This window comes from Bartonella sp. P12B, assembly GCF_055796185.1.
Map to the genome: position 1 here is coordinate 135,817 of NZ_JBTTDI010000004.1, position 22,689 is coordinate 158,505.

Annotated in this window: 14 protein-coding genes, 1 tRNA gene and 5 pseudogenes; 6 read left to right on the forward strand and 14 right to left on the reverse strand. The window is 37.0% G+C overall.

Annotated elements, in window-relative coordinates:
• Positions 1–65: 65 nt before the first annotated feature.
• The 7 genes and pseudogenes from AC0QT1_RS04355 to AC0QT1_RS04385 all read right to left on the reverse strand — a co-directional run.
• Positions 66–541, reverse strand: a pseudogene (locus AC0QT1_RS04355) (lambda exonuclease family protein); the annotation flags it as partial.
• Positions 542–1,059: 518 nt separating this feature from the next.
• On the reverse strand, positions 1,060–2,277 hold the full coding sequence (locus AC0QT1_RS04360; protein WP_473201715.1) for a class I SAM-dependent methyltransferase: 1,218 nt from the start codon (positions 2,275–2,277) through the stop codon (positions 1,060–1,062).
• Between the two features lie 25 nt (positions 2,278–2,302).
• Positions 2,303–2,983, reverse strand: a complete 681-nt coding sequence (locus AC0QT1_RS04365; protein ID WP_473201716.1) for a hypothetical protein — start codon at positions 2,981–2,983, stop codon at positions 2,303–2,305.
• A 198-nt stretch (positions 2,984–3,181) separates the two neighbouring features.
• A complete protein-coding gene (locus AC0QT1_RS04370) occupies positions 3,182–4,375 on the reverse strand; it encodes an MFS transporter (RefSeq protein WP_473201717.1) in 1,194 nt (397 codons plus the stop codon).
• Positions 4,372–5,565, reverse strand: a complete 1,194-nt coding sequence (locus tag AC0QT1_RS04375; RefSeq protein WP_473201718.1) for a hypothetical protein — start codon at positions 5,563–5,565, stop codon at positions 4,372–4,374. Before AC0QT1_RS04375 ends, AC0QT1_RS04370 begins: the two co-directional genes overlap by 4 nt.
• A gap of 70 nt (positions 5,566–5,635) precedes the next feature.
• Positions 5,636–5,788 (reverse strand): hypothetical protein, encoded by a 153-nt coding sequence (locus AC0QT1_RS04380; protein ID WP_473201719.1) that lies wholly within the window; start codon positions 5,786–5,788, stop codon positions 5,636–5,638.
• Between the two features lie 522 nt (positions 5,789–6,310).
• Positions 6,311–7,399, reverse strand: a complete 1,089-nt coding sequence (locus tag AC0QT1_RS04385) for a DUF3792 domain-containing protein (RefSeq protein ID WP_473201720.1) — start codon at positions 7,397–7,399, stop codon at positions 6,311–6,313.
• Between the two features lie 297 nt (positions 7,400–7,696).
• Between AC0QT1_RS04385 and AC0QT1_RS04390 the strand changes: the two genes are divergently transcribed.
• From AC0QT1_RS04390 to AC0QT1_RS04405, 4 genes and pseudogenes are all read left to right on the forward strand, one after another.
• The gene (locus AC0QT1_RS04390; protein WP_473201721.1) at positions 7,697–8,893 is read left to right on the forward strand and encodes a multidrug effflux MFS transporter; all 1,197 of its coding nucleotides are present in this window, start codon (positions 7,697–7,699) and stop codon (positions 8,891–8,893) included.
• A gap of 285 nt (positions 8,894–9,178) precedes the next feature.
• Positions 9,179–9,910, forward strand: coding sequence for an alpha/beta fold hydrolase (locus tag AC0QT1_RS04395; protein WP_473201722.1), 732 nt, complete (start codon positions 9,179–9,181; stop codon positions 9,908–9,910).
• Positions 9,907–12,094 (forward strand): annotated as a pseudogene (locus tag AC0QT1_RS04400) (isocitrate/isopropylmalate family dehydrogenase). The gene AC0QT1_RS04395 and the pseudogene AC0QT1_RS04400 overlap by 4 nt, the downstream one beginning before the upstream one ends.
• 1,002 nt (positions 12,095–13,096) lie before the next feature.
• Positions 13,097–14,056, forward strand: a complete 960-nt coding sequence (locus AC0QT1_RS04405; protein ID WP_473201723.1) for an N-acetylmuramoyl-L-alanine amidase — start codon at positions 13,097–13,099, stop codon at positions 14,054–14,056.
• Positions 14,057–14,946: 890 nt separating this feature from the next.
• Here AC0QT1_RS04405 and AC0QT1_RS04410 read toward each other — a convergent pair.
• The gene (locus AC0QT1_RS04410; RefSeq protein ID WP_473201173.1) at positions 14,947–16,146 is read right to left on the reverse strand and encodes a porin; all 1,200 of its coding nucleotides are present in this window, start codon (positions 16,144–16,146) and stop codon (positions 14,947–14,949) included.
• A gap of 306 nt (positions 16,147–16,452) precedes the next feature.
• Here AC0QT1_RS04410 and AC0QT1_RS04415 point away from each other — a divergent pair.
• Positions 16,453–16,543 (forward strand) — tRNA-Ser (locus AC0QT1_RS04415).
• Positions 16,544–16,741: 198 nt separating this feature from the next.
• Here the strand turns inward: AC0QT1_RS04415 and AC0QT1_RS04420 are convergent.
• From AC0QT1_RS04420 to AC0QT1_RS04445, 6 genes and pseudogenes are all read right to left on the reverse strand, one after another.
• Positions 16,742–16,882: a hypothetical protein gene (locus tag AC0QT1_RS04420; RefSeq protein ID WP_473201174.1), complete on the reverse strand. Its 141-nt coding sequence runs from the start codon at positions 16,880–16,882 to the stop codon at positions 16,742–16,744.
• Positions 16,883–16,889: 7 nt separating this feature from the next.
• Positions 16,890–17,174, reverse strand: a pseudogene (locus AC0QT1_RS04425) (DUF3987 domain-containing protein); the annotation flags it as partial.
• Positions 17,175–17,555: 381 nt separating this feature from the next.
• Complete coding sequence (locus AC0QT1_RS04430; RefSeq protein ID WP_473201724.1) at positions 17,556–17,900, reverse strand: P-loop NTPase family protein; 345 nt, start codon at positions 17,898–17,900, stop codon at positions 17,556–17,558.
• Between the two features lie 306 nt (positions 17,901–18,206).
• Positions 18,207–18,596, reverse strand: coding sequence for a VOC family protein (locus AC0QT1_RS04435; protein WP_473201176.1), 390 nt, complete (start codon positions 18,594–18,596; stop codon positions 18,207–18,209).
• Between the two features lie 89 nt (positions 18,597–18,685).
• Positions 18,686–18,886, reverse strand: a complete 201-nt coding sequence (locus tag AC0QT1_RS04440) for a helix-turn-helix transcriptional regulator (RefSeq protein ID WP_473201725.1) — start codon at positions 18,884–18,886, stop codon at positions 18,686–18,688.
• Positions 18,887–19,107: 221 nt separating this feature from the next.
• Positions 19,108–20,273 (reverse strand): annotated as a pseudogene (locus tag AC0QT1_RS04445) (tyrosine-type recombinase/integrase).
• A gap of 183 nt (positions 20,274–20,456) precedes the next feature.
• Between AC0QT1_RS04445 and AC0QT1_RS04450 the strand changes: the two are divergent.
• Positions 20,457–22,215: pseudogene (locus AC0QT1_RS04450) on the forward strand (type ISP restriction/modification enzyme); the annotation flags it as partial.
• Positions 22,216–22,689 lie beyond the last annotated feature (474 nt).

Consider the following 22,689-nt stretch of genomic DNA (forward strand, 5'->3'; position numbering starts at 1 on the left):
TTTCTTGAAAGTTGTTCTGAGAGGGTGGGGGTGCTAGGAGGCGGTAAATTGCACCCCCATAGGGTTTAAGCAGCTTTAGTCGAGATCTTTTGTATCTCTTGCTCTATCTCTGCTAAAAAGGCTTCGACAGCTTGGTTAATACTGTTAATCTGTTCTTCATCACGGTGCACACGTTTGACTTTCATACGTAAGTGAGATGATTGATGCATGCGAAAGCGTGGATCATAGCTTACAAAATCACACCATTTTCGTCCTGTACAGGCCATTTGGAATTGCATTTGTGCGTGATATTCCGGTTTGATTTGGTCATCGATACAAAAACGCATATGGATCTTGGACATTTGACTTCGATTAACCCCTCTTCTCCAATAAGCCCATCAGGGCTAGCCCCAGCCATTTTTATTGTCGGATGAGGGACAAAGCCGCATTTTATGATATTGGCATCATAAATGAAGCCATATTCTTGCAAGGCATCCTCTTCATGTTCAATTCCCCATCGCATCTCTTCGGTTTCATAATGGGGGCTTATTTCTCCTGTCATATTATTTGCAGACCATACATTTCTTGAGTTTTTTTCTTTTAGATATTTCATAATGATAGGGTAAAAGAGGTCATGTGATACTTGGAAAGCATTATGTTTAATAACAGTTACTTGCCCTTTTGTTGGCCTTTTTTCAGAAAGGATTATTTATTAGATAAGTCTTGTCTCTACAGATATTTATCGCATAGGCATTTGGGATTTTAGATCTTAAAATTGTGGAGATTTTATTGACAATTGTTTTCCAAGTATCTGTAAGATTAAGAATGCCGTCACAGTTTTTTTAATTTTGGTAATAGGTTATAATTTCCGCATGATGAAGTGTATCGCATTCAATAATGCTAAGATGCTTATTTTATATGATTGGGTTCATAAAAATAGAAATCTTCATCCGGATTATTTGGTGAAAAAAGCTGCAAAAATTGTTTATTTTTATGCTATAAAAAATGTTTATCATCAGCTTTCACTCCAGACTATTAGCCTTTAAAATTTTCCTGAAAGATTCAATATCTTTTTTCTTTTTAGCGCATGCGCTGATATTTGTTTACGTACCGTTTTAAAAATCCTTCTTCAACCAATGTACGTCTTAATCTTGCAAAATCTAAAGTAAAGAGGCTGCATATCTTTGAGACTTCAGTTTCGCTATAAACTTTCTCCATTTGAAATGCTGTACTAATTTTTGTAAGCATATCCTCTGTTTCTAGGGAGCGGTCATTTAAATTTTCCATATTTCGTATGTTTTTATCTTCTAATGCTTGCCATAATGTATCTACCGCTTGAAATCCCTCTTTTGTATTTTGAATAAGACCAAGATTCAAAAGACGATTAATGGATTTATGAATGCTTTTGGCATCTGAATTGACATGTTTAAAAATATCGGAAAGATTTTTAGCACCAAGTATAATTGCTGCATAAACAACGCGTAAAGTGGGTGAGGTCATTGCAGAAATTAAAGAATTGCGAATGTTACGTTTGTGAAGTGTTTCTTTTCCCATAGGCAAAATATCGCTTCGAATGGGAAGCTCATTGATCTCTCTTAATTCTGATTGTAACGATTGTGAGCGTACAACTTGTTCGGCATTGGTGCGTTTACGGACGATACCGAGACCGCTTTGGCGATATTTATGGTTTTCGGGGAATGTTAAAGCTTCATAGGAATTATCAAGCCGATAGAGGATTTCTTCCCAGATAGGGGTTCTTACACGCCGAACGCGTTGTTTGTCATCAAGAGCAACTGCTGTCGTCATTGTTGGTTCATGGAGACAAAGATAACCACCAGGAGCGATATGTTCCCAAAGGGTTATAATAAATCGTACGTCATCTGCTGGAGTTCCAGCATCGATCCAAGCAAAATCTATCGGTCCCCAAGATTTGATTGTCTGTTCATCGAGGGAGAAAAAATTCTCATTGATAAATGTTACAGTATCTTTTTCAATATTGGCATTGAGGAGTTTTTGCCATGCTTCTTCCGCTGATTGACCTTCTGCCGTAAAATCATCAATTGTGATAAGTTGTGGTTCATAATTTTCAGGAACTCCTGAGGGGTCAAGCAAAGCTGTGCGTTCCTCCCAATGAGAAGATTCGAGAAGCTTTTTATCTTGTTGCCATGATAATTTAGCTTTTTGAAGAGCTTGAGCAATAAAGCATGTGCTATCGCCTGCACCGATTTCAATGACTTTGCGTGGTCTTAGCATTTGAATAAGTGTATAAATGAGTTCAGCACTCTTTTCTGTTCCCATGCCAGGTCTTATCAGGTGCATCTTTTTATCTTTCTAATGTTACCAATCGTAACATTCCTGCTTTAACAAAAAGTTTTATTGAATCGTTTACAGGGTGTTGAATAGGTATCGGTGCTGAAGCACTCTTTAAGAAATGTTTTGTTTTTTCATTAAGCCGGATTGTGCGTCCATTGAGCTGGTTGATGGCAAAGTAGTCGATTGGAGAGTGAGTGATGAAGCATGTTGGTTCTCGTAAAAGTGCTGTTGCTTTATCCTCTGAAAATGCTTGTTGATCTGTCTCAATGATCCCATGCCGTACCAGTGATATCAAAAGTCTTCCGGCAGAAAAAAGAGAACCATTGAATTGTATTTCTTTCAATGATTGCACAAAACAGCCTTTATGAAGTGCTTCAGAGGTCAAGAAGTCAAATCCACCGAATGCAGCTCCTTTCGTAGAAACAGCAGTGATGGATTGAATTTGACGTTTTCCAATTAAGGCAGGTTTATCTTTTTTTATCTGCACATCTTTTGCCCATTGAATACGTGCCAAGGAATTTAATTCACATGGATAAACAGCTAAAGAATTTATAGCTGTGGGCGGTGTAGGTTTTTGCAATTCAAGGGAGTGGACGTGCTCATTACAATCATGTTGCATATAGTCTGCAAGTTGCCATGCATATCCGCCTGTTCCATTATAAAAATTTAAGCCTATCGGGTCTTGTTGCATAATGTTAAATCGACTTATTTAACTCTTTCGAGGTTGCACGTTGTTGAAAGGTTTGTTCGTTCATATTATTTAGAGTAGGGACTAAAGAGATTGGTTCATAAGGGGCTGCATCATTTCAAAAGAAACAATTTTTCGAGTATTTGTAGAAACTTTAAGCTTGTTGCATGGTTTGCTTTAGAGAAAAAGCGCATATTTCTGCTAACCATAGTTAGCTTCCTTTTTTTGTACAGTGCTATTTAATACAAAACCTAAAATACCTACGGTTATGGTAGCGATGCCGATTGCAAGGAGAGTGTTTTGGGTATTATGCACGCTCACAAAACCAGCTCCCATAAAACCAATACATACGGATGTTTGTATGATGAAGACATAGGCAGGCATTTGATTGTTTCTATGTTCTTTTTGAATAGTTTTCATCATGAAGCTTGCCATAAGGGCATTTTGTACGCCATTGGCTGCTCCAAGGATGAAAAATGAAACCATCATTAACCAGACAAAATCTGTTAAGGAAAAACAGAAAACTCCAAAACCAATGGTTGTCGCAGCCAAAGATGCTCCAGCGGCATTGCCAAAGCGTTGAAAAAGGTTGGAGAAGCAGAGTGGACCAACTACTAATCCTAGGCTTATCATGCTTGCGATCATTCCATATGTTTGTGCACTTAAATCAAGATTGGTACGAATGCGGACAATGGATAAAACATTGAGAGCAGAGGTGAGTATGATGGTAATAATGAGTGGCGTAAGAGCATAGAGAACATTTTTTTTACGCAATAATCCCCTTACGTCTAACCCTTTTTTAGTTTGCTCGGATGTGTTGATTTTTTCTTGATGCATTTTTAATATTTTTACACAGAATGTAGTGATAAAGGTTGCACAGAGAACGATGATTGAAAGCGCAAACAACCCTCTTTGTCCGTTTGATACACCATACAACAGTCCCCCTAACAGTGGGCCACCAATATAACCAAGGTTGCGAACAGTTTGGATGATACGATTGATGAAGTCTAACTGGTGATTATTCTTTGCTAATTCAGGGACAGCAACGAGGATTGCAGACCAAAAGAGTGAACCAGCACATCCTAGTGCAAAAGAAATGGCGATATAAGACCAGAATTGGTTTATGATTGCAGCTACGGCTATAAATAGTGCTTGAAACAATAAAATAGCAGGCACTGCACGGGGGGGGGTGAGCAGATGCAAGAGCCGTGGTGCAACTGGTCCAGCACAAACTGCACCGATAAGTCCGGCTAACAAGAGCATTGAAATAGAAGCTGTGCTTTTTGCTAAGTGGAGAGCAAATGTAACTTGAGCTGTTTCATCGGCAAAGCTACTCAGGGCTAAGACAAGAAAAAAGCAAATTCGGGCAAGAATAATGGTTTTTTTCTTTATCAAAGCGTTCCCCAAGATGCTAAAGCTTTTACGATTTTTAAGGTTTCTTTCCACATAGCAGGTGTGTATGATTTATCATTTAGTTTTGCTAAGTCGATTTTCTTTCCCGCGGAAAGTTGAGACAGAAAGCTCTCTAGATAAGCGCTACATTTAAAACTGGCACAATGCCCATTTGCGGCGATGAGCAGTTCTTTTGTTTCAGGTAAACAAATCCATTGGAGAGTGGCAGAGGGGCGAAGCATGATTTCACTCTCAATTTCGGATACATCAATAAGAGGGCGACTGATGCATAAACGCGAACTTGTATCGCAAATTAATTGGCCAATAAGCATCCGGCGTTTTAGAGAGCCATTGGCAATTTCGGAGTTTAGAGCCGATAGCTGAAAACTGTTCTCAGGGTTTAAACTTACTCTACCCGATGTTCGAATATCATGTCGTGTCCGCTCATCAATATGGAGTAAATGAGAAATATACTCTCTATGCTTCTGCACATCATTTGCTGTTTCCCAAAAGGCGATATTGATGTTTACGGCAATATTCTTTCCAGTTTCGGCAACATGGAAGGCATTATGAGGGAAGTATGCAACACGATCAGTACGATTTTGTAGTGCGATTGCTGTTGATTTGTGTGCTTCATATTTGGGATGTTTTAGCCCTTGGAGGTCTTTACGTGTACTGGGCCATGCGAACATTGTTTTCCCATCCCGTAGAGTAAAGCCGAAATTATGGGCATGATCCACATGGATACCAACATGCGTAGAGGAATATCGACCGATAAAACAATCAATATCTACTCGTCCACCTGGCCGAAAGCCCAAAGAGTGTGCTAACTGATCTGCAAATCTTTTTGCTACGTCCCACATAATTGGGGTGGCCGCGTATAATCCATAATACATGACCCCCCATTCTTTTCCCTCAGCACAGCGATCAACGCGGGTTATATATTCATCTATAGTTTTATCAGCATTCAAAGCAAGAAAGTCTGGAAGAGGATTTGGGGTGCGCTCTCCATTAATAACCGTTACTGCTTCAGATTGAGAGTTAAGCGCTGAAAGTTTATTCGGATTTTTTGCGTATTGCTTTAAAGCAGACAAAACATCCCCTTCATGAAAAGGGATGCTTGTAATTGACAATTCAACTGCTTGCTTAGCCCAAACTTCTTGAGAAAAGCCTTCAGAAAACAATTTAAACATGACAATGAAATACGCTAAGCTCTCTTACACTGAATATATTGAATGCATGCAGGTTCTCACCCATAATACATTACTGAATTTCATGTAATACATTTATACCGCAGTTTTCTTCGCAAGTTTGAGAATCAATACGTTGAGCGTATTTAGTGCTGCTCAAAGGTGGTGCAACATCATCGGCAGTTAATTCAGAGACTTTTTCTAATTCATGAAGTGAGATATTCATATTTCCCCCCTTAATAGTTGATAAAAATTAATGATAAAAAAACAAATTACCATTGCCAGTGAAATTAGCAGAGATTTTATTTTTTGTCAAATAGCATGTTAATTGAAAGCATCGCTCGGTTTTTTGTATAAATTAACTGTATTGTTTCAAATACAAATTTTTGATCATCAAGGTATTTGACAAAAGTAATGCCTCTCGTCATCTCTTGTTTTCACTTTTTAAAAGTGAGAGTAACCGGACATTTTATATTGGTGCTGTTTATAAATGCTTATACAGTGAATAGGGTATCCCTTATACCAAAGGATTCATATAAGAATGTTCATTGATTTAGTAAAACAGGAAATTCTTACTAAGACCTCCTTTAAGATAAGAATAAGCGCAGGACAGCAAAGCATGTGATAACGATTATTTTAAAACAAGAACGGGTACCAAAATAAAGTAATTAAGAGCAAGTTTGTAATAAGAAGCTGTCCATACTGTACAGCTTCTTATTATTTTCATGTACTTTGCATTAAAAGTTTTTCAAAGCACAAAAGAATCTTTACGGCTTCGATAACCATAATAGCCACAAACACTGGAAAGTATGGCACCAATTAAGCCTCCTAAAAAACCCCACCATCCCATGTGGGAGGCTGTTTTAGCTGCCTTATTCGCAGTATGACGTGCGTCCTTCATGGTTGTGTCTAATTTTTGAGAAAGTGTATGAGCTTGTGCTTCAAGAGTTTTAATGGCTTGTTCGGTTTTTTCCTCTGCTGTTTGATAAAGATGAAGTGCACGGTTCGCGGTTGTTTGTGCATCCGCATGTGTCATCCCATTATTCATCAAGGCGTTGATGATATCGTTTTCATTGATCTTTTCTGTAATGGCTTCTATACGATCAGAAAGACGATCACTAAGATCTTTCAGAGTGACTCGGTAGTGAGAAGGATCATTTTTGAAAGCAGTTATTGCTGATCCAATATCTTTAAGAGCGGCTTGATAAGATTGCTGTAAGCGATCCGGATTGAGGGCGGGAATGTCACTTTTATTGAAAAGGGTGCGTAATTTATCGCGCAATTTATCAAAATCAATGCCATTGTCTTTTATCTCACGCAAAACGGGTTCAAAACTTTCGTTGTTTAATTTTGAAAGGTAGGGAACAAGATTTGTTTTGAGATTGTCTCCGGTTTGTTGGATTGCCGAAGTGCTTTCTACAACAGTTTTAGCGCCTATTTTTGCTGTACTTGAAACCACGTGAATGGCTTGTAGGGCCATGATAAGGGTTAACAGAGCCCAAGTTAAAAAACCATGAAGTGTGCCTGATGATTCTGCAAAACGCCCAGCAACAAAGCCTCCTAAGGCAAGGCTGATCAACATGACGATAAGAGAACCAGTCCCGAAAGAGAGGAAAGAGCCTTCAAAAGGTGTTAAAGAGGTGAAGTCTATTTGGCCGAAACCTAATGCCACAACAAGAAAAGATAAGCAGATAGAGGTGGCAAGGGCTGTGACCAGTCCAGCAAAGATAGCTGACCATGAAATAGATGTTTGAAAAAAAGGATAATCTGTTTCTAGAGATGTTTCTCCTAGAAAATGGCTATCGAAGGGTGTGTCTTCAGGAATACGAGTTTCCATATTTTTATCTCCTTGAATGATGCTGAAGATAAAATGCCTCTTGACCGATAATGTTCCAAAAGTGAGTAGATATGCACTAAAAAGGACAGAAAACACCAAAAACAAACGCTGATTATCATTCTGGGATGAGAAAAAACATTTTTTAAGGGACTTTAGTTTCGTGCCGGTTGATTGAGAAGGTATGTTTTATGAGGGAATAAATATTCTCAATATAAATAAAAAATAAAATATATTAATAAATAAAAAATAGTATTATATTAATTAATTATTTTTAATTACAAATTGTGTTTCCCCCTCATGCATCATAAATATACATTACCATTTCTTATACTTATCGTATGCTTATCAACGGGAGGTCTGATTTCTACAGACATTTTTCTTCCGGCACTTGGAGAAATGCGTCAATATTATCATGTGACTGAATCTCGGATTCAGAGTGCTGTGGCAATTTTTCTTTTTGCATTGGCTATTGGACAGCTCATTTATGGGCCACTTAGTGATAATTTTGGACGTAAAAAAACACTTCTATTTGGGTTGTTTTTATGGTTATTTACCACGCTTAGTGTAGTTTATACGGTTAATATTTACGCTTTTCTTGTGTTACGTTTCTTACAAGGACTTGGAGCTTGTGCAGGGATTGTTTTAAGTCGTGCTATTATTAATGATTTATTGGATAAAAAAGCGGCTGGAAAACTTTACTTAATTGTTTTTCCCTTTATTGGCATGTCACCAGCGCTTGCTCCTTTAGTGGGAGGGCTCTTATTACAAGTTTTTAATTGGCAAGCTACCTTTATCTTTTTAAGCCTTTTTATATGCTTGACCATTTTGCTCTGTTATTTTGTGCTCACGGAAACCTTACCGCCTCAAAAACGTCAACGTTTTTCTGCTGTTGGATTTATAAAAGGGTGTTTAGGAGTTCTTAGAAATAAACAATTTATTTTTTATGCACTTATTCCATGTTTTTCTTACGCAGCATATTTCGCTTATATTGTGGAATCGCCTTTTTTACTCACAACTTTAGGTTTACCAGCAATATATATTGGTTATAGCTATATTGACGTCTCCTTACCCTATATTTTAGGAAATCTTATGGCGCGATGGTTTTTCAAACGAGAGTCTATGGAAAGAACTATATGGCGCGGATATATTATTTTTGTTGTAGGGGCAGGGTTATTTGTTCTGCAAATGTATGTAAGTCCATGGCCGCTTGTGACCAGTTTTATGGCTATTGCTGTTCTTACTTTTGGGAATGGTTTTTTATTGCCGTTAGGGACAGCATTGGCTATTTCTTCGCATCCGCAAGCTGCTGGAACAGCTTCCGGTATGATGGGGGCTTTACAATTAGGAAGTGCTGCGCTAAGTGCCGCGGTTATTGGAAAGATATCGGGGCACAATCCACGGACTATGGCAGTTTCATTGGCAGTGTGTTGTCTGTTGGGTTTTATAATTTATATCTGCAAAGCGCATGATTTTATGGATTCGGAAATGGATTGAGTGTGAGACGAGGCATAATGCATAAATGTTTTGCTGTTATTTTGCTTGAAGAGAAGTGACCGTAGTTGAGAGTGGATTCTCATTAAGCTGATTGTGTTGAGGGGACTTAAAATTTGTTGTAGCTTAGTTTAATTTTGGTACGATTGGTTATTCTTGAAAGTTTTACGGGGAGGGGCAGTTTATGCATGATCGAGATCCTGTTGAGGTTTTCATAGCTACCCTCAGTGGAGAAATTTCTTCTACAATCGATATTTTGAAATAAAGTGGGGCGGGAAATAAATAAAAATGAGCCTTCATATTGTCATTCTTTCTCCTGTGATGCCAATTTGGGATCAAGGCGTTTTTTGTTCTTCATTTACAAAGCTATGTTTGGCAAAAGGATTCCAAATTACTTTACTCGATACATTGTCCCTTTTTCCCAGCGACTCTATTCTTTGTAATAATTCTGCTGTAGAAATTTTGCCTTTTATTACAGAAAAACTTGAAAAACATTTTAAAGAGCCTTCAATTCTTGTCGGTTTTTCTATGGCTGGAATGTTAGTACAGATATTGGCTGCGCGACTTCCAAATGTTCGAGCTGTGTTAGCCGTGAATGCACCAGGCTATCCAGATGCGCCTTTACAACGGCGAGTTGGATATATTCTTAATTTCTTGAAAAATAAAGATTTATCAGGAGCTTTAGAAGCATTGAATGCTTTTATGCACCCTTGTGGAGTTATGAAGAAAAGAGCTGTATTGGAGATTCCTGATACGCAAAAAAGCATGGCTATTGAACGGATGTCAAAAGGATTTAAGCTCTTGTTGGGAATGGATGCGAGGGATGAGATTATCAAGTACACTGGAAAGTTTTTAGCTTTGGTAGGCGAAAAGTCGCAACTTGCAACTGTAGATAATCAAACGAGAAGTCATTCTATAAATCATGAATATAAGATCATCCCTGATGCTGGTACGCGTTTATGGGATGATAATTCTGCGGTGACAAATGCAATTCTTGATGAATGGATTGACAGATTATGAAAAAGAAAGTTCTTGTATTACCTGGTGATGGAATAGGATCAGAAGTTTGTGATACTGCACTGATGGTTTTAGAGCAATTGAAGTTGCCAATTGAATTAACCTATGGAGATATTGGTTGGGAATGTTGGAAACAAGAAGGGGATCCTGTTCCTCAAGCGACTTGGAAAAAAATTGCTGAAAGCGATGCTGTTTTACTTGGTGCTGTGACGAGTAAAGGGAAAAAAGCTTCTTTAAAGGAGCTTGCGCCACATTTAAGAGAGAGGGAACTTACTTATGTTTCGCCTGTCATTCAACTTGGCCAAAAGTTAGGTCTGTTTGCTAATGTACGTCCTATAAGATACATTGTCGGTCCAAGAAAACCTTTTCATTTTTGTGTTATCAGAGAGAATAGCGAGGGTCTCTATGCGGGGCTTGATTTTCGTGGGATATCTCCTGAAACAGCAACATGGCTAAAACATCCCAATCTAGAAAGATATGGTCTTGAAGATGCTGCATGGGACAGTACGATTGCAGACACGCTTTGGTTTAGAGCGGATCTTTGAATATGCTTTTTCTTATGCACGCAAACATGGTTTTAAACGGGTTACTTTTGCTGATAAGCCAAATGTCATGCGAGAAAGTGGTCAATTTGCTCAAGAAATTTTTGAGAAAGTTGCTCAAAATTATTCCGAAATTGAAGCAGATATTCACAATGTTGATGCGGTTGCTTTATGGATTGTAACAAAACCAGAACAGTTTGGTGTGATTGTTGCTGAAAATATGTTTGGTGATATTCTCTCTGATCTTGGTGCTGGAGTAATGGGTGGATTGGGATTGGCGCCTAGTGCAAATGTGGGAAGCAAGATTGCTTATTTTGAACCAGTCCATGGTAGCGCACCACGCATTGCTGGACAGAATAAAGCCAATCCTTCTGCGATGCTTTATACCACAGCTTTACTCTTGGATCATTTAGGTTTTAAAGAGGCGGCGCAACAATTGTCTGAGAGTGTTGATCAGGTTATTCGCGCTGGAAAAACGGTGACTTATGACTTAGGAGGTTTAGCCACGACACGTCAAATGGCTGAAACTGTTGTTAATTCTCTTGTAGACCCTATCCCTATTTGTCGAGTGGCGATTATTACGGTCGGTGATGAACTTCTTTCAGGGCAATATTTGAATACAAATTTGCAAGATTTGAGTCAAAGCCTGAACAAAAGAAACATTCAAGTTACACGCCATTTTGTTTGCGCCGATCAATTACAGCAAATTAGTGAGACAGTGATTGCTTGTCTTGGACAAGAAGATCTCATCATTATCAGTGGTGGATTAGGACCAACATCTGATGATAAAACCCGTGATGCGATTGCACAAGCTGTGGAAAAGCCCTTAGTCTATGATGAAGAGGTATGGCAAACAATCAAAGGTCAATTGCAACGGTTAGGGATTGCGCCGGATACCAATAATGCCCGTCAGGCATTGTTTCCTGAGACGGCAAAAGTTCTTGATAACCCGACTGGGACAGAACCTGGTTTTTACCTCTCTTGTGGTGGAAGTTCTCTTGTAGTCTTGCCTGGTCCTCCTACTCAGGCTCTTTCTCTTTTAGAACATTATTTAGAACATGATGAACAGAAGTATTCTGTTGTATCGCGCGCTCAATATGCGTGGACTTTGATTGGAATTGATGAAAGTACCATTGCGTATTGGGTTGATAGTCATTTTGCTCATGAACCGTTTGAGCGGCATTTTTTATGGAAAAGTCCTTATGTCCTTGTGCAATTGGTTGGTCAATCACCTGCGTCTTTGGCACAGCATTTAATCGAAGAATTTGAAGATCATTTTCGCCCATACTTGGTTGGTGCAGAAATTACCACTGCTTGCCAACAATTAGCGAAGTATGCAGAAGTTCACTGGTCAGTAAGTGATCCGATGCTTTTAAAATATTTTCAGCCAACAGAAAAAACGGAGAAAAATATTTCACAGTTAGAAGCTGAGGTTAGTTTATCGCCCTCTTTAGAAGTATTAGAAAACCAAAAAGAAAGCCTTGGGCATGCGACAATGACTGTACGAATTAACGGTTATGGTGATGATCATATTACTTTTCCCTATACACGACCGCTGTTAGGTGTGGTCTTACAAGAATATGCAGCTTGGTCAGTTTTAAAAAGATATTTGCAAGTAAGAAAATTAAAAATTGAAACTTTGTAGAGATATAGAAAGACTTCTCCAATTGTTGATATAGTTTGGGTTAAAGGCAGTGTTGTTTTTATGCTGTAGATCGTTTGTATTTGCTATCAGTGTTTTGCTCTCGGATAAGGGATAAGTAGTATTAAATAATTGGAAAATATGAAAATATTTTTTTCTAAACGAACTCATAGAAAAATGTGGATATCGTTGCTCAAATTTCGTTTGGATTATCGCTGAGATTAGAATTCTATATTACTACCTCATTTGCAACCAATATTCATACAGTGTAAAATCAAAATACAATGTATTATAAGGTGATTTTTATCGCATGATAAGATCAAAATTATTGTAGAAATTGTTTTATTCAGTTTAAGAAAAAATTCTCGGTCCATTCTGATTGGAGGATGGGAGATATGTTGTTAAGAGAAACGATAGGAAGAAACTCTCTATCATAAAACAATATAAAATCTTAATTTTTGGCAAGCTACAGAAAGGTTTCTTAAATTCTATTGATAAAATATATTGGTCTGTTGATAATTGGTGAGAAATTTGTCACGAATATGCATTTTTAATTTGGTTGTTAAATTGTCATGACACAACAGTAATCTTCTGAGAATTGTCTATTATCACTTTATGGCTAGGCATTATGGATCATATGTGGTGGTCTATAATCGTATGTTATACAAAAGCATAAAGAGGCAAAACTGTTTTATGCAAGAATGTGAGGAAATATTTGATGAGCCATTTTGTTGTTCTATTATTTGTTTCTTGATAGAAAACATCTAAGTTAATAGTTTGTGAATGTTTTTACAATTGCTTCATTGATTGTATGCAGAGGCATTTGAAAATGCATCTTAATTGTTCAATCAACGCTTCATTTGATGTATCAATTGTAAGCATGATTTTTGGTATTTGGATTCTAGAATGTCTTATAAAAATCTTCAAAAGTCTCTCAATATTCATTTTTTATACGCTCTATTATAAGGCACGATGGTACTTTTGAACTGAAAAAGGAAGGTCTCTATGTATCAGATTGATTACAACAGTTATCGTTCTATTAAGAGCTTTAATCGTCGTGTTCGTTTTCTTGTGATGCATTATACTTCATTGAATTTTAAAGATTCGATTATGGCTCTTACAGGAGCAGATGTTAGTGTTCATTACCTTGTTCCTGATCCATCAGAGCGGACATATCTTGAGGCAGGATTTAAGGATATGCGTATCTTTAATCTGGTTGATGAAAATGAACGTGCATGGCATGCGGGTATCAGCTCATGGGCTGGACGCAGTAATTTAAATGATACATCTATTGGTATTGAAATAGTTAATTTAGCAACTGGTGATTCTGATTCTTCAGAGCATCCGTATATTGAGCCGACTTTAAAAGATGTGCATGTTTTAAATCCAAATTATAAAGATGAATATGAATTGCACGCTGGCATTGGTTCGTGGACTGAGGGTGGTAATGTGAGTGATACGACTGCACAGTTTGAGACAGTTAATTTAGTTACTTATAATAATGAAGGCTTTATATTTCCTCCTTATAATCCGAGGCAAATTGATGCAGTTAAGGAACTCGCCTTGAATATTCTGCAACGATATCCAGATATCATGCCAACTGATGTTGTTGGACACAGTGATATTGCTATCGGCAGAAAGAGTGATCCAGGTCCTGCTTTTCCATGGCAAGAACTTTATAGAGCAGGTATAGGAGCATGGTACGATGATGAACTAAAGCATTACTATCAGGAGCAGTTCTGTAAGAGTCTTCCATCAAAAGCTGATGTTTTGGCTAAGTTGAAATGTTATGGATATGATATTTCGGTTGCATGTACCGAAATTGGATACTCGGATTTGATCCGAGCATTTCAGCTTCATTTTCGTCAAGAAAATTATGATGGGATTCTAGATGTTGAAACAGCAGCGATTATCTACGCTTTGGTAGATAAGTATTTCCCATCGGATTTGTTCAGTTCATCTTAGTGTTAAATATGTGTAGTTACTGCAATATAGATTCTCTTTTATTAAAAGTACTCTTTGATCTTCATCTGATGAAGGTTAAGTGAAAGAAAAAAATTATTATGATATAAGGGAGATACTTATCACGCAAAGGAATGGATGAAGAAAGGGAGAAAAAATCTGTAGTTTGCAGAGGTAAGCTTTAAAATTCCCTTTTTATCGCATATGCTGTTCTTTTATTAAAAAGACTGTAAGATGAAGATGTTATGTACCTACAAAAGAACATAGTTGCTCAAAAAATTACGTAAAAAAGAGAGAGATAACAATTAATTTACTCTCATGATTGTCGGAAGTAAAAAGAACAAATTATAGTTTTGCATTCATGCTGTACAAAAAATCCGATAGTGGTTGAAAGAAGAAAGCAGATAAAGATTGTGTATCACGAAAACTATAAGTGCCATCTGTTTAGAGCTTTTTTAAACATGCATCACTTCTATTCTTGAATGTTTGTTTTTGACATACTGAAAAACGCTTATGGTATAAAAAATTCTGATAGTTATTTTAGTTTTGCTATTTTTGCTAAGAATATTTTTAGGATTCATTGTCTAACAATTTGAAACTATATTCAGCGCATTTTTGTTTTTTCTCGAGGATATATTGATACAGTTTTGATAATAAATTCGTTGATAATTCAAGCTTATATTATTTGAATTGTATGTTCAAGATTTATGGAAGCACTGATTGCTCTTTTGCTGACACATCAGCTTGAGATATATTTATAATAGTAAAAAGCTTTTTGTTAGAGAGAGTGGGAAAAATAACATAAAAGAGTGTTATGATGATTACACATAGCTTAAAAAAATAAAAACTGGTAACATATGTCACCAGTTTTTTTAAAGTGTAATTCAAGAGAATTAGAATGAGCGCTGGAAGCGGATCATGCCTTGCAAAGCACTTTTTCCTTTTAGAGCATGTGTATATGTTGCACCGTTTATACCATTATGCGTGCGATCATCATTCCAAGAAACATAAGTCAATTCAGGTGTAATTACGAAGCCTGGAACCAGCGTGTAGGCAATATTTACAGAAGTTGCAAAGGTTTTTACAGCACTATAGGAAACTTGAGCGTTTAAATTTGCTTTTGGAGTGAGCTTGTAAGTTGCACCAGCCCAAGCAGCCCATTTACCACCCCAGTTTGCATAGATCGTTGTATTTTGTCGTGACAGCACATTTTCATCTACTGTGTAGTAATCAACATTGTTTTTATAACCACCCATTACCCATAGATTTAAACGATCGTTGACATTGAAATCCATGCGCACTTTAGCAGCCCACTTTTTATAATAAGCATCGTATGCTGCAACTGTTGAAAAACCACCCCATTTTTGCATAAATTTCACACCCAAAACTATATTAGGGGTATATTTTTTTATTCTTTTACTTGGGAGATTATCACTAGCAACGCCAGCAATTTTATCATCGTTATCTATGTAATAGTATGTATTTTCAATAGGGGCAGGACCATCAGCATTACCCAGTTCAGCTCCGATAATAGCAGAAAATCCAGTGTCTCCACTAAAGGTGTAAGAAATGAAATTGGTGCGTGTAACACCTGCTGGTGCTATACTGTCATCGTTGAAAACATTTCCGTAACCACCAGTCCAACTGTTAAAAATTGTATCATCAAGACCTACGCGAAAACCACCAAGTTCAATATAAGCGGCTGCGAGTTTTGCACCAGCTTTGTCCTTGCCATTGTTCCAGTCCGAGAAAATGCGTGCATAGGAACGAAGTGTTCCTAACTCTGTTTCAGATGCGGCTTGGAAAACAAGAGTTAGCCGGGACGATGCACCATAGGTTTTCTTTTTTTCTGATAATTGAGAGTCAGTTATCGCATCTATATTATCACCGCCTATAAAATCAGCGCGAACATTTCCTGACAAACGCATGCAGGTCTCTGTTCCAGGAATATAGAAATATCCTTTACCATATGCATCGCACACACGAACATATTCTACAGGTTCTGGTTCTGCAATCGCTTTTGGAGCGGCTTGCGCTCCAGAAATCGCTAAAAAAGCTGCTGTAGAACTTAAAAAGAGGGATTTTATATTCATAATGGATCTCCAGTGAAAGGTAGTTTAATCTTCATTAGGGAATATTATTTGCTCAACTCATTAAAGGCAAAAAATATACGATACTTGTATCTTAGCTATACTGATCTTTTTAAAATATACAAATATGAAAACACCTTTTTGGAAGATATTCATGTACTATTCAAGGTGATGTGGTAAAAAAGGCACAATTTTTGTTTTGTTAACTTTTGTCTTCTTGAGTTAATAAAAAAGAAAACTCTTAGATATTTTTGAAAAAAAATCGAAAATGTCTTGAACTTTCTGCTGATACCATTTATGCACTTCCTTGGAGAGGTGGCCGAGTGGTCGAAGGCGCTCCCCTGCTAAGGGAGTAGGGCTCAAAAGGCTCTCGAGAGTTCGAATCTCTTCCTCTCCGCCACTCGATATTTAACCATAAATAACTTATTGATTCTTCATATATCTTTTAAAGATGTGGGATGCATGAATAAAGGTTAGGGAATAGGATTCTCTAACATTCTTCCACAACAGCAGCATTTTTGCTTTTCTCTTCTCTAATCACTTCTAATATTTCTTTAAAGGGATTCTAAATTCTGTTGTGAAAAAAACTTTAAAAGTCTCATAAACATGCCAATAGTTTCACAACATAACGGATAAGACGATTTGATGACAAACTACCACGACAAGTATCTGCTTCTCTCCTTAAGGAGGCAGCTGTTTCTTGATCTAAAGCGTAAAGCTCTATGATTTTTTCTTCCATGCGCCTAAACGATGGGAATAATTCGTGAAGGTTGAATGCCCCCAATCATAGAAAGTGTTGCATTGGGAATATAAATTGTTCCACACTCAATATGGTCATAGGTAAAGGAAGAATTTCCATTAAAAGCAGTCAGATAAAAAGAACGGTCTGTCTGATATTGCTTTCTGTCCATATTGGCTAAGAAACCAGAAAGTTCATCACGGACCATCAATAATCCACGCGAGTTTTCTTTTAGTAATTCTTCAAGCTTTTCGACAGTCACATCATGGACAATAAGACGCCGTTTAACAAGGGTCTCATCATCACTTTTACAAGTAAGAAACTAAGGAGTGTGCGAAGTGATTTGTGCAATTATATTCGCAATATTAGAGAAAATAGTGATTTATCATTACTTATTAAAGAGTGCAGTATTGTAGCAAATGATATTGCTTCAATATAGCTATAGCAAGCATTTTTTACTAAAGCCGCATTATGTATACCAAATAGATCAAAATACAATTGAATTGGTTAAGGAAATTTTTTCCTTGTATGAAGCACATGAAAAATATGTACAACGCCATTTAAAATATACTTATAGTATTATGCATTTAATTTAACCTTTTTAGTAATGAACGTTTATGATTATTTTGTGTTATTGAGAAATGTGAAAGGGTTTACTCAGTGAAAGTTGTTTCTAAAAATCTCTATAAGATAATTTTAAGCTTTTGCCTTGCCATTGACGCCGCAACCAACGATCATACAAAGCAATAATAATCGCCCTTATGCTAAGCTGGAAAGCATCTTCTAGTTTCTCAACCAATTTTAATGAAAAGTGATTAATTGGCTTATCTAAAAGCGACATATGCGACGGCTGGGTAATAATAAAAGCCAAGAGTTCAGTAAGCAAGGGCACGCTGTCATTGGTATTCTGCTCATATAGAAAGCGCGGTGTTGCTTGAAGATTTGAAAAGCTTATATCTTGCGCAAGTAATTTATAGAAAATTTGAGGTTCTTTATAAAGTGTGCCCGCATAAGACATAATAAACTTCGCAAGAAGTTCCAGAAAAGTTATGTTACCAGCTCTATTGTCGTCAAGAATAAGCAGCTTTTTATTAGCTCTTTATGATATTGCTCAATCTATAAACGCTTTTTTTATTATAACGCCCTACAGCGAAAACAGCATTTTATGCGGCTCAATACTGATCGTTAAAGGCGTAGAGAATTTTAATACAGTACTAAACGGATAAGCTACGCGTTGTAAGTAAGCCTCTAGCGTGCATAGCTTTATAGGTTTTGAAAACAGACAAATAGAGTTTAGGCGATAAAAGATCTGATCTAAGGCTTTTTAATCCAGTGGACAAACACGAATAATATGGCCATCGGGATCTTTGATTAGAAAGGTACGTCCAAATATATCAGTATACGGTTCCTTCAAGACATTTATTTCAACGGTGGTTTGCTCTTGCCATTCTGCATATAGCTTATCTACGTCCTCCCCATGAGGCAACATAATGCCGATTTCTGAAAAACGAGGCATATTTGCCTCAGGCGCATCGCCCCCAGACCAGATAGCAAAGAGTGCGTCACCTGAAGAAGAAAATGCAACATAGCGTGGCGAGACGAAAACAGGCTCTTTCTTAAAGATGAATTTGTAAAAAGCAGTAGAATACTCTACGTTTGATACGTATACCAACTGTAAGTTTGGGGTAACAGGATAAGTAGGGATATTACTCATGAATTCTCCATGATTTAGTAGTGGTTACTTAACATTAGAATTATTTCAACATTTGAGCAATTTTTGTCCGTCCTTACGTGACAAGTTTTTTACGCCACATCACTGAGACGTTGCGTTTTTGCTTTTTTAATCACATCCATCAGATCCGATTTTAACCAGCGTGATAAAGAACCAAATTTTAAAGGTTTTGGTAAAGATCCCTTGGTCACATGGCGACGAAATGTTGAAACGCTTATATGCAATAATTTTGCACTTTCACGGTCTGTAAGAAGAACATCATTTTCAGTCATAACTCATCCTTTCAATTAAAAAAAATATTAATAAATCATACGCATTTATTAACCATATTTTTCACAGATTGGAAAGAAAGTTTAATCATAAAAAAAACAGCACTTTATGATGTATTTTCTCATTTAATAATTTATGAATCTTATTGAGCAAAAATGAGAGAACGAAGAGAGAAAGTTATTCACAGACAATGGAGTAAAAATGGGGTATAAGCCCCCATCTTTTAAGATTTCCCCGTGACATAGGCAGCCCATTTATCCATATAAACACGGCGCTGCTCTAAATAGTCCGTACGACGGTAAGCACGTTCTATTTTACCTCCGACCGTATGACCTAGAATGGTTTCTGCTACCTCAAAAGGAGCATCGGTTGTTTCTGCTAGCTAATCACGTAAACTCGACCGAAAACCATGCGGGCAGGCTTCAAGTTTATTTTGTCTCATATATGATGCCATTATCGCAGGTGAAAGAGGATAGCGACCAGTCAATGAAAAATAAAGTCACTTTTGGAGAGACAACAAGCTTGTTCAATAACTTTTAGAGCTTCTGTTGATAAAGGCACGCGAAACTCTGTTGTAGCATTACGCTTTCCTTTCATATTCTCAGCAGGGATGGTCCATATATCATCTTCAATCTGATCTTTACAAATATGATGCAAAGGATATGTACGGACACCTGTAAGAATAAGTAGACGCAAAGCCAAACATTTTATGGTTGTTGTTTCGCAAAATGTTTTATAAAAAGCCGGTATCTCTTTCCAATCCATTGCTGGTCTATTTTGCGCTTTATGGCGTTGTTTGCCTAAGAGGGCGCGTGCTTTTTCTGTTGCTTGTAAATCAACATCTAATCCCAATGCAGCAGCATGTTTGAAACAAAGATTAAGATGCATCAATGCTGTTCGAGCAGTTCCAGCTTTTGTATGCCAGATAGGAGCGAGTGTATTGCGTATATCGGTTTGGGTAATCTCTGAAACGGGGAGACAGCCTAATTTAGGGAGAATATGAAGACGTAAATGTAAAAACCAGTTCCCATCTTTACCGTCATTTTTTAATTCAGCTTTACGGCTTTCAAAAGCATCGAGAGCGATATCTTTTAAATAATGGAGATTACGCATTGCTTCACGTTTTTGTTTGTCACGTTCTTTAATGGGGTCACGCCCCTCACGTAAAACAGAACGCCACCCAGTTGCTAATTCACGGGCTTTTTTTTAAGAAACATTTCTTAAAGCACCCAAGCCCATTTCACGACGGTGTCCGTGAATGGTATATCGGTAAATCCATTGAGCACCCCCATCTTTACCCTTATGAAGTAACAAGCCAGCACCATCATTATATTTACCAGCCCCCAATGTTGTGACAGCTCTTGCATTAAGACGATTCATAAGAGGCATTTTTGTTCCTTTCTAAACTGTTTTCTATCCACACGATAACCCCGCTTATGACGTGCAAATAAGTGATTATGATTGATTGAACATAAGCAGATTTGGTATGAGAGAATCCTACAATATTCGGACGTCTAATTCAATATGCAAAACAGTAAATTATCGTTATAAATCAATACGTTGTAACCTTGTGATAGTTATATACGAGCAATTCGCTGGGCTAGTGACCGTATTGAGAGTGCTGGTATCATTGGTTTTTTTCTGGTTCTGGTTATATAGAAAAACCAACAATGGACGGTTTACGCAAATCTTTAGCCAAAGAATTTACCAGTATTTATGTGCTTAATTTACGGGGGGATCTTCGTAAGAATATGTTAAGCGGTGGTCGAGCTCAAGAAGGAGAGAATATTTTTGGTAATGGTAGTATGACAGGTATTGCCGTAACATTATTTATCAAAAATCCCAATGTTTCTGGAGATTGTAAAATTTACTATCATGATATTGGCAATAATCTTACGACAAAAGAAAAACTTACCGCTCTTGAGTACCTTAGTAGTGTTGATGGTATTTTGCGGATAAATCAAGTTGGCAAATCATTACACCAGACAAGCATGGTGATTGGATAAATCAACGTGATGACAGTTTTGAAACATTTTTAGCTATGGGTATTAAGAAAGGTCATGGTAAGAAACTTTTTGAGACTTATTCTCGTGGTATTATGACCAGCCGTGATGCTTGGGTATATAACTCAAGTCATAAAGTTTTAGCAAAAAATATGCGTAATATGATTGCTTTCTATAATAGTGAAGTAGAACGTTTTAATGATGCCCATCCACATACTGATCAGAAAATACGTAAAAACGCTGTAAATGATTTTGTTAGTTCGGATGCACAAAAAATCAGTTGGAGTCATAATCTCAAAAAAGATCTGGCAAAAGGAAAGGTTTTCAACTTTAAAGAAGATTGCCTTACACAAAGTCTTTACCGTCCCTTTACACAACAATGGCTTTATTACAATCAGGATCTTAATGATGGTGTTTACCAAATGCTGCGTGTATTCCCGATAGGAAAAGCCGTTGAAAATAAAGTGATACAAGTTACAGGCATAGGTGCAAGATGTGTTTTTTCGGTTTTGATGAGTAAACATGTGCTTGATGTGAATATGATAGATGGTGGTAGCCAATGCTTTCCACTTTATGTTTACAAAGATGTTGTGGCTTCAAAAGATAAACACGAAAAACAGTCTTATTTATTTACAAATTCTACAGAAGAAAGCAAAACTTCTGATTTACAACGTCGTGATGCCATCACTGATGAAGGATTAGCACATTTTAAAGCGGCTTATCTTAATGAAAAAATTACCAAAGATGATATATTCTATTACGTATACGGTCTCTTGCATTCAGAAGATTACCGTGCTCGCTATGCTGATAATCTCTCTAAAGAGCCCCCTTGCATCCCTTGCGTAAAGAGTGCTGAAGATTTCTGGGTATTCGTTAATGCGGGTCGTGAATTAGGCAATTTACACGTTAATTATGAGACGGTAGAACCTTATACAGTGACCTTTAAAAAAGGCAATCCAAAACTTACAGATATCCCTAATCCTGAGAAATTTTATTATGTTACAGAAATGAAATTTGCAAAAGTAGGTAAGGAAAAGGATAAATCTACTGTTATTTACAATAGTAATATCACAATAACAGATATTCCTCTTAAAGCTTATGAGTATATCGTAAATGGTAAACCCGCTCTTGAATGGGTTATGGGTCGTCAATGTGTAAAGACTGATAAAAAGAGTGGTATTGTTAATGATGCCAATCGCTATGCTATTGAGACCGTTGGAAACCCTGCTTATCCATTGGAATTGTTCCAAAGGGTTATTACGGTAAGTTTAGAAACAATGAAGATTGTTAAAAACCTTCCAAATCTAGAATTAAGAGAAACTGAATAGATTTATGAATCATGCCTATCATATGAGCATGCCAATCTTACAAGGGGTATAGAACCTTATAATCATGATCTATACCTCTCTTGTTAGGTTGCTTACCTATAATCTTAAAAGGAGTGGTTTATCATGCGATATTCTAAAAAGAGAAGCCTTGCACTTTTAGACACTCTCATATGGATTGCATTAAGGCTTTTAAGAATTCCCATCTTAAATAGAATGAGATTTTTTTACATTGCCTTTAAAAGATTATATCGCAATCTCAAATGATGGCTTTCATATCTTTCAAAAGCTCTCTTTAAAGAGAATGATGTATCTCTCTATTCTTTACGTTTTTAATGACTTATTTTTGTAAAAATAAATTACACCCAAAACCCTCAAAACCTATAAAATTAATAGCTATAAAAGCCTTGATAGCATATCTCATAATCACGAGCTGTCTTTTGAAAGGCTTTAAAGGATTATATGCCCTCTTATAAA

Coding starts and splice junctions, on each gene's coding strand:
- AC0QT1_RS04360 (WP_473201715.1), bottom strand. CDS start 2,277: ATGGGAACAGAAAAGAGTGCTGAACTCATTTATACACTTATTCAAATG.
- AC0QT1_RS04365 (WP_473201716.1), bottom strand. CDS start 2,983: ATGCAACAAGACCCGATAGGCTTAAATTTTTATAATGGAACAGGCGGA.
- AC0QT1_RS04375 (WP_473201718.1), bottom strand. CDS start 5,565: ATGTTTAAATTGTTTTCTGAAGGCTTTTCTCAAGAAGTTTGGGCTAAG.
- AC0QT1_RS04380 (WP_473201719.1), bottom strand. CDS start 5,788: ATGAATATCTCACTTCATGAATTAGAAAAAGTCTCTGAATTAACTGCC.
- AC0QT1_RS04385 (WP_473201720.1), bottom strand. CDS start 7,399: ATGGAAACTCGTATTCCTGAAGACACACCCTTCGATAGCCATTTTCTA.
- AC0QT1_RS04390 (WP_473201721.1), top strand. CDS start 7,697: ATGCATCATAAATATACATTACCATTTCTTATACTTATCGTATGCTTA.
- AC0QT1_RS04395 (WP_473201722.1), top strand. CDS start 9,179: ATGAGCCTTCATATTGTCATTCTTTCTCCTGTGATGCCAATTTGGGAT.
- AC0QT1_RS04405 (WP_473201723.1), top strand. CDS start 13,097: ATGTATCAGATTGATTACAACAGTTATCGTTCTATTAAGAGCTTTAAT.
- AC0QT1_RS04410 (WP_473201173.1), bottom strand. CDS start 16,146: ATGAATATAAAATCCCTCTTTTTAAGTTCTACAGCAGCTTTTTTAGCG.
- AC0QT1_RS04420 (WP_473201174.1), bottom strand. CDS start 16,882: ATGGAAGAAAAAATCATAGAGCTTTACGCTTTAGATCAAGAAACAGCT.
- AC0QT1_RS04430 (WP_473201724.1), bottom strand. CDS start 17,900: ATGTCTTATGCGGGCACACTTTATAAAGAACCTCAAATTTTCTATAAA.
- AC0QT1_RS04435 (WP_473201176.1), bottom strand. CDS start 18,596: ATGAGTAATATCCCTACTTATCCTGTTACCCCAAACTTACAGTTGGTA.
- AC0QT1_RS04440 (WP_473201725.1), bottom strand. CDS start 18,886: ATGACTGAAAATGATGTTCTTCTTACAGACCGTGAAAGTGCAAAATTA.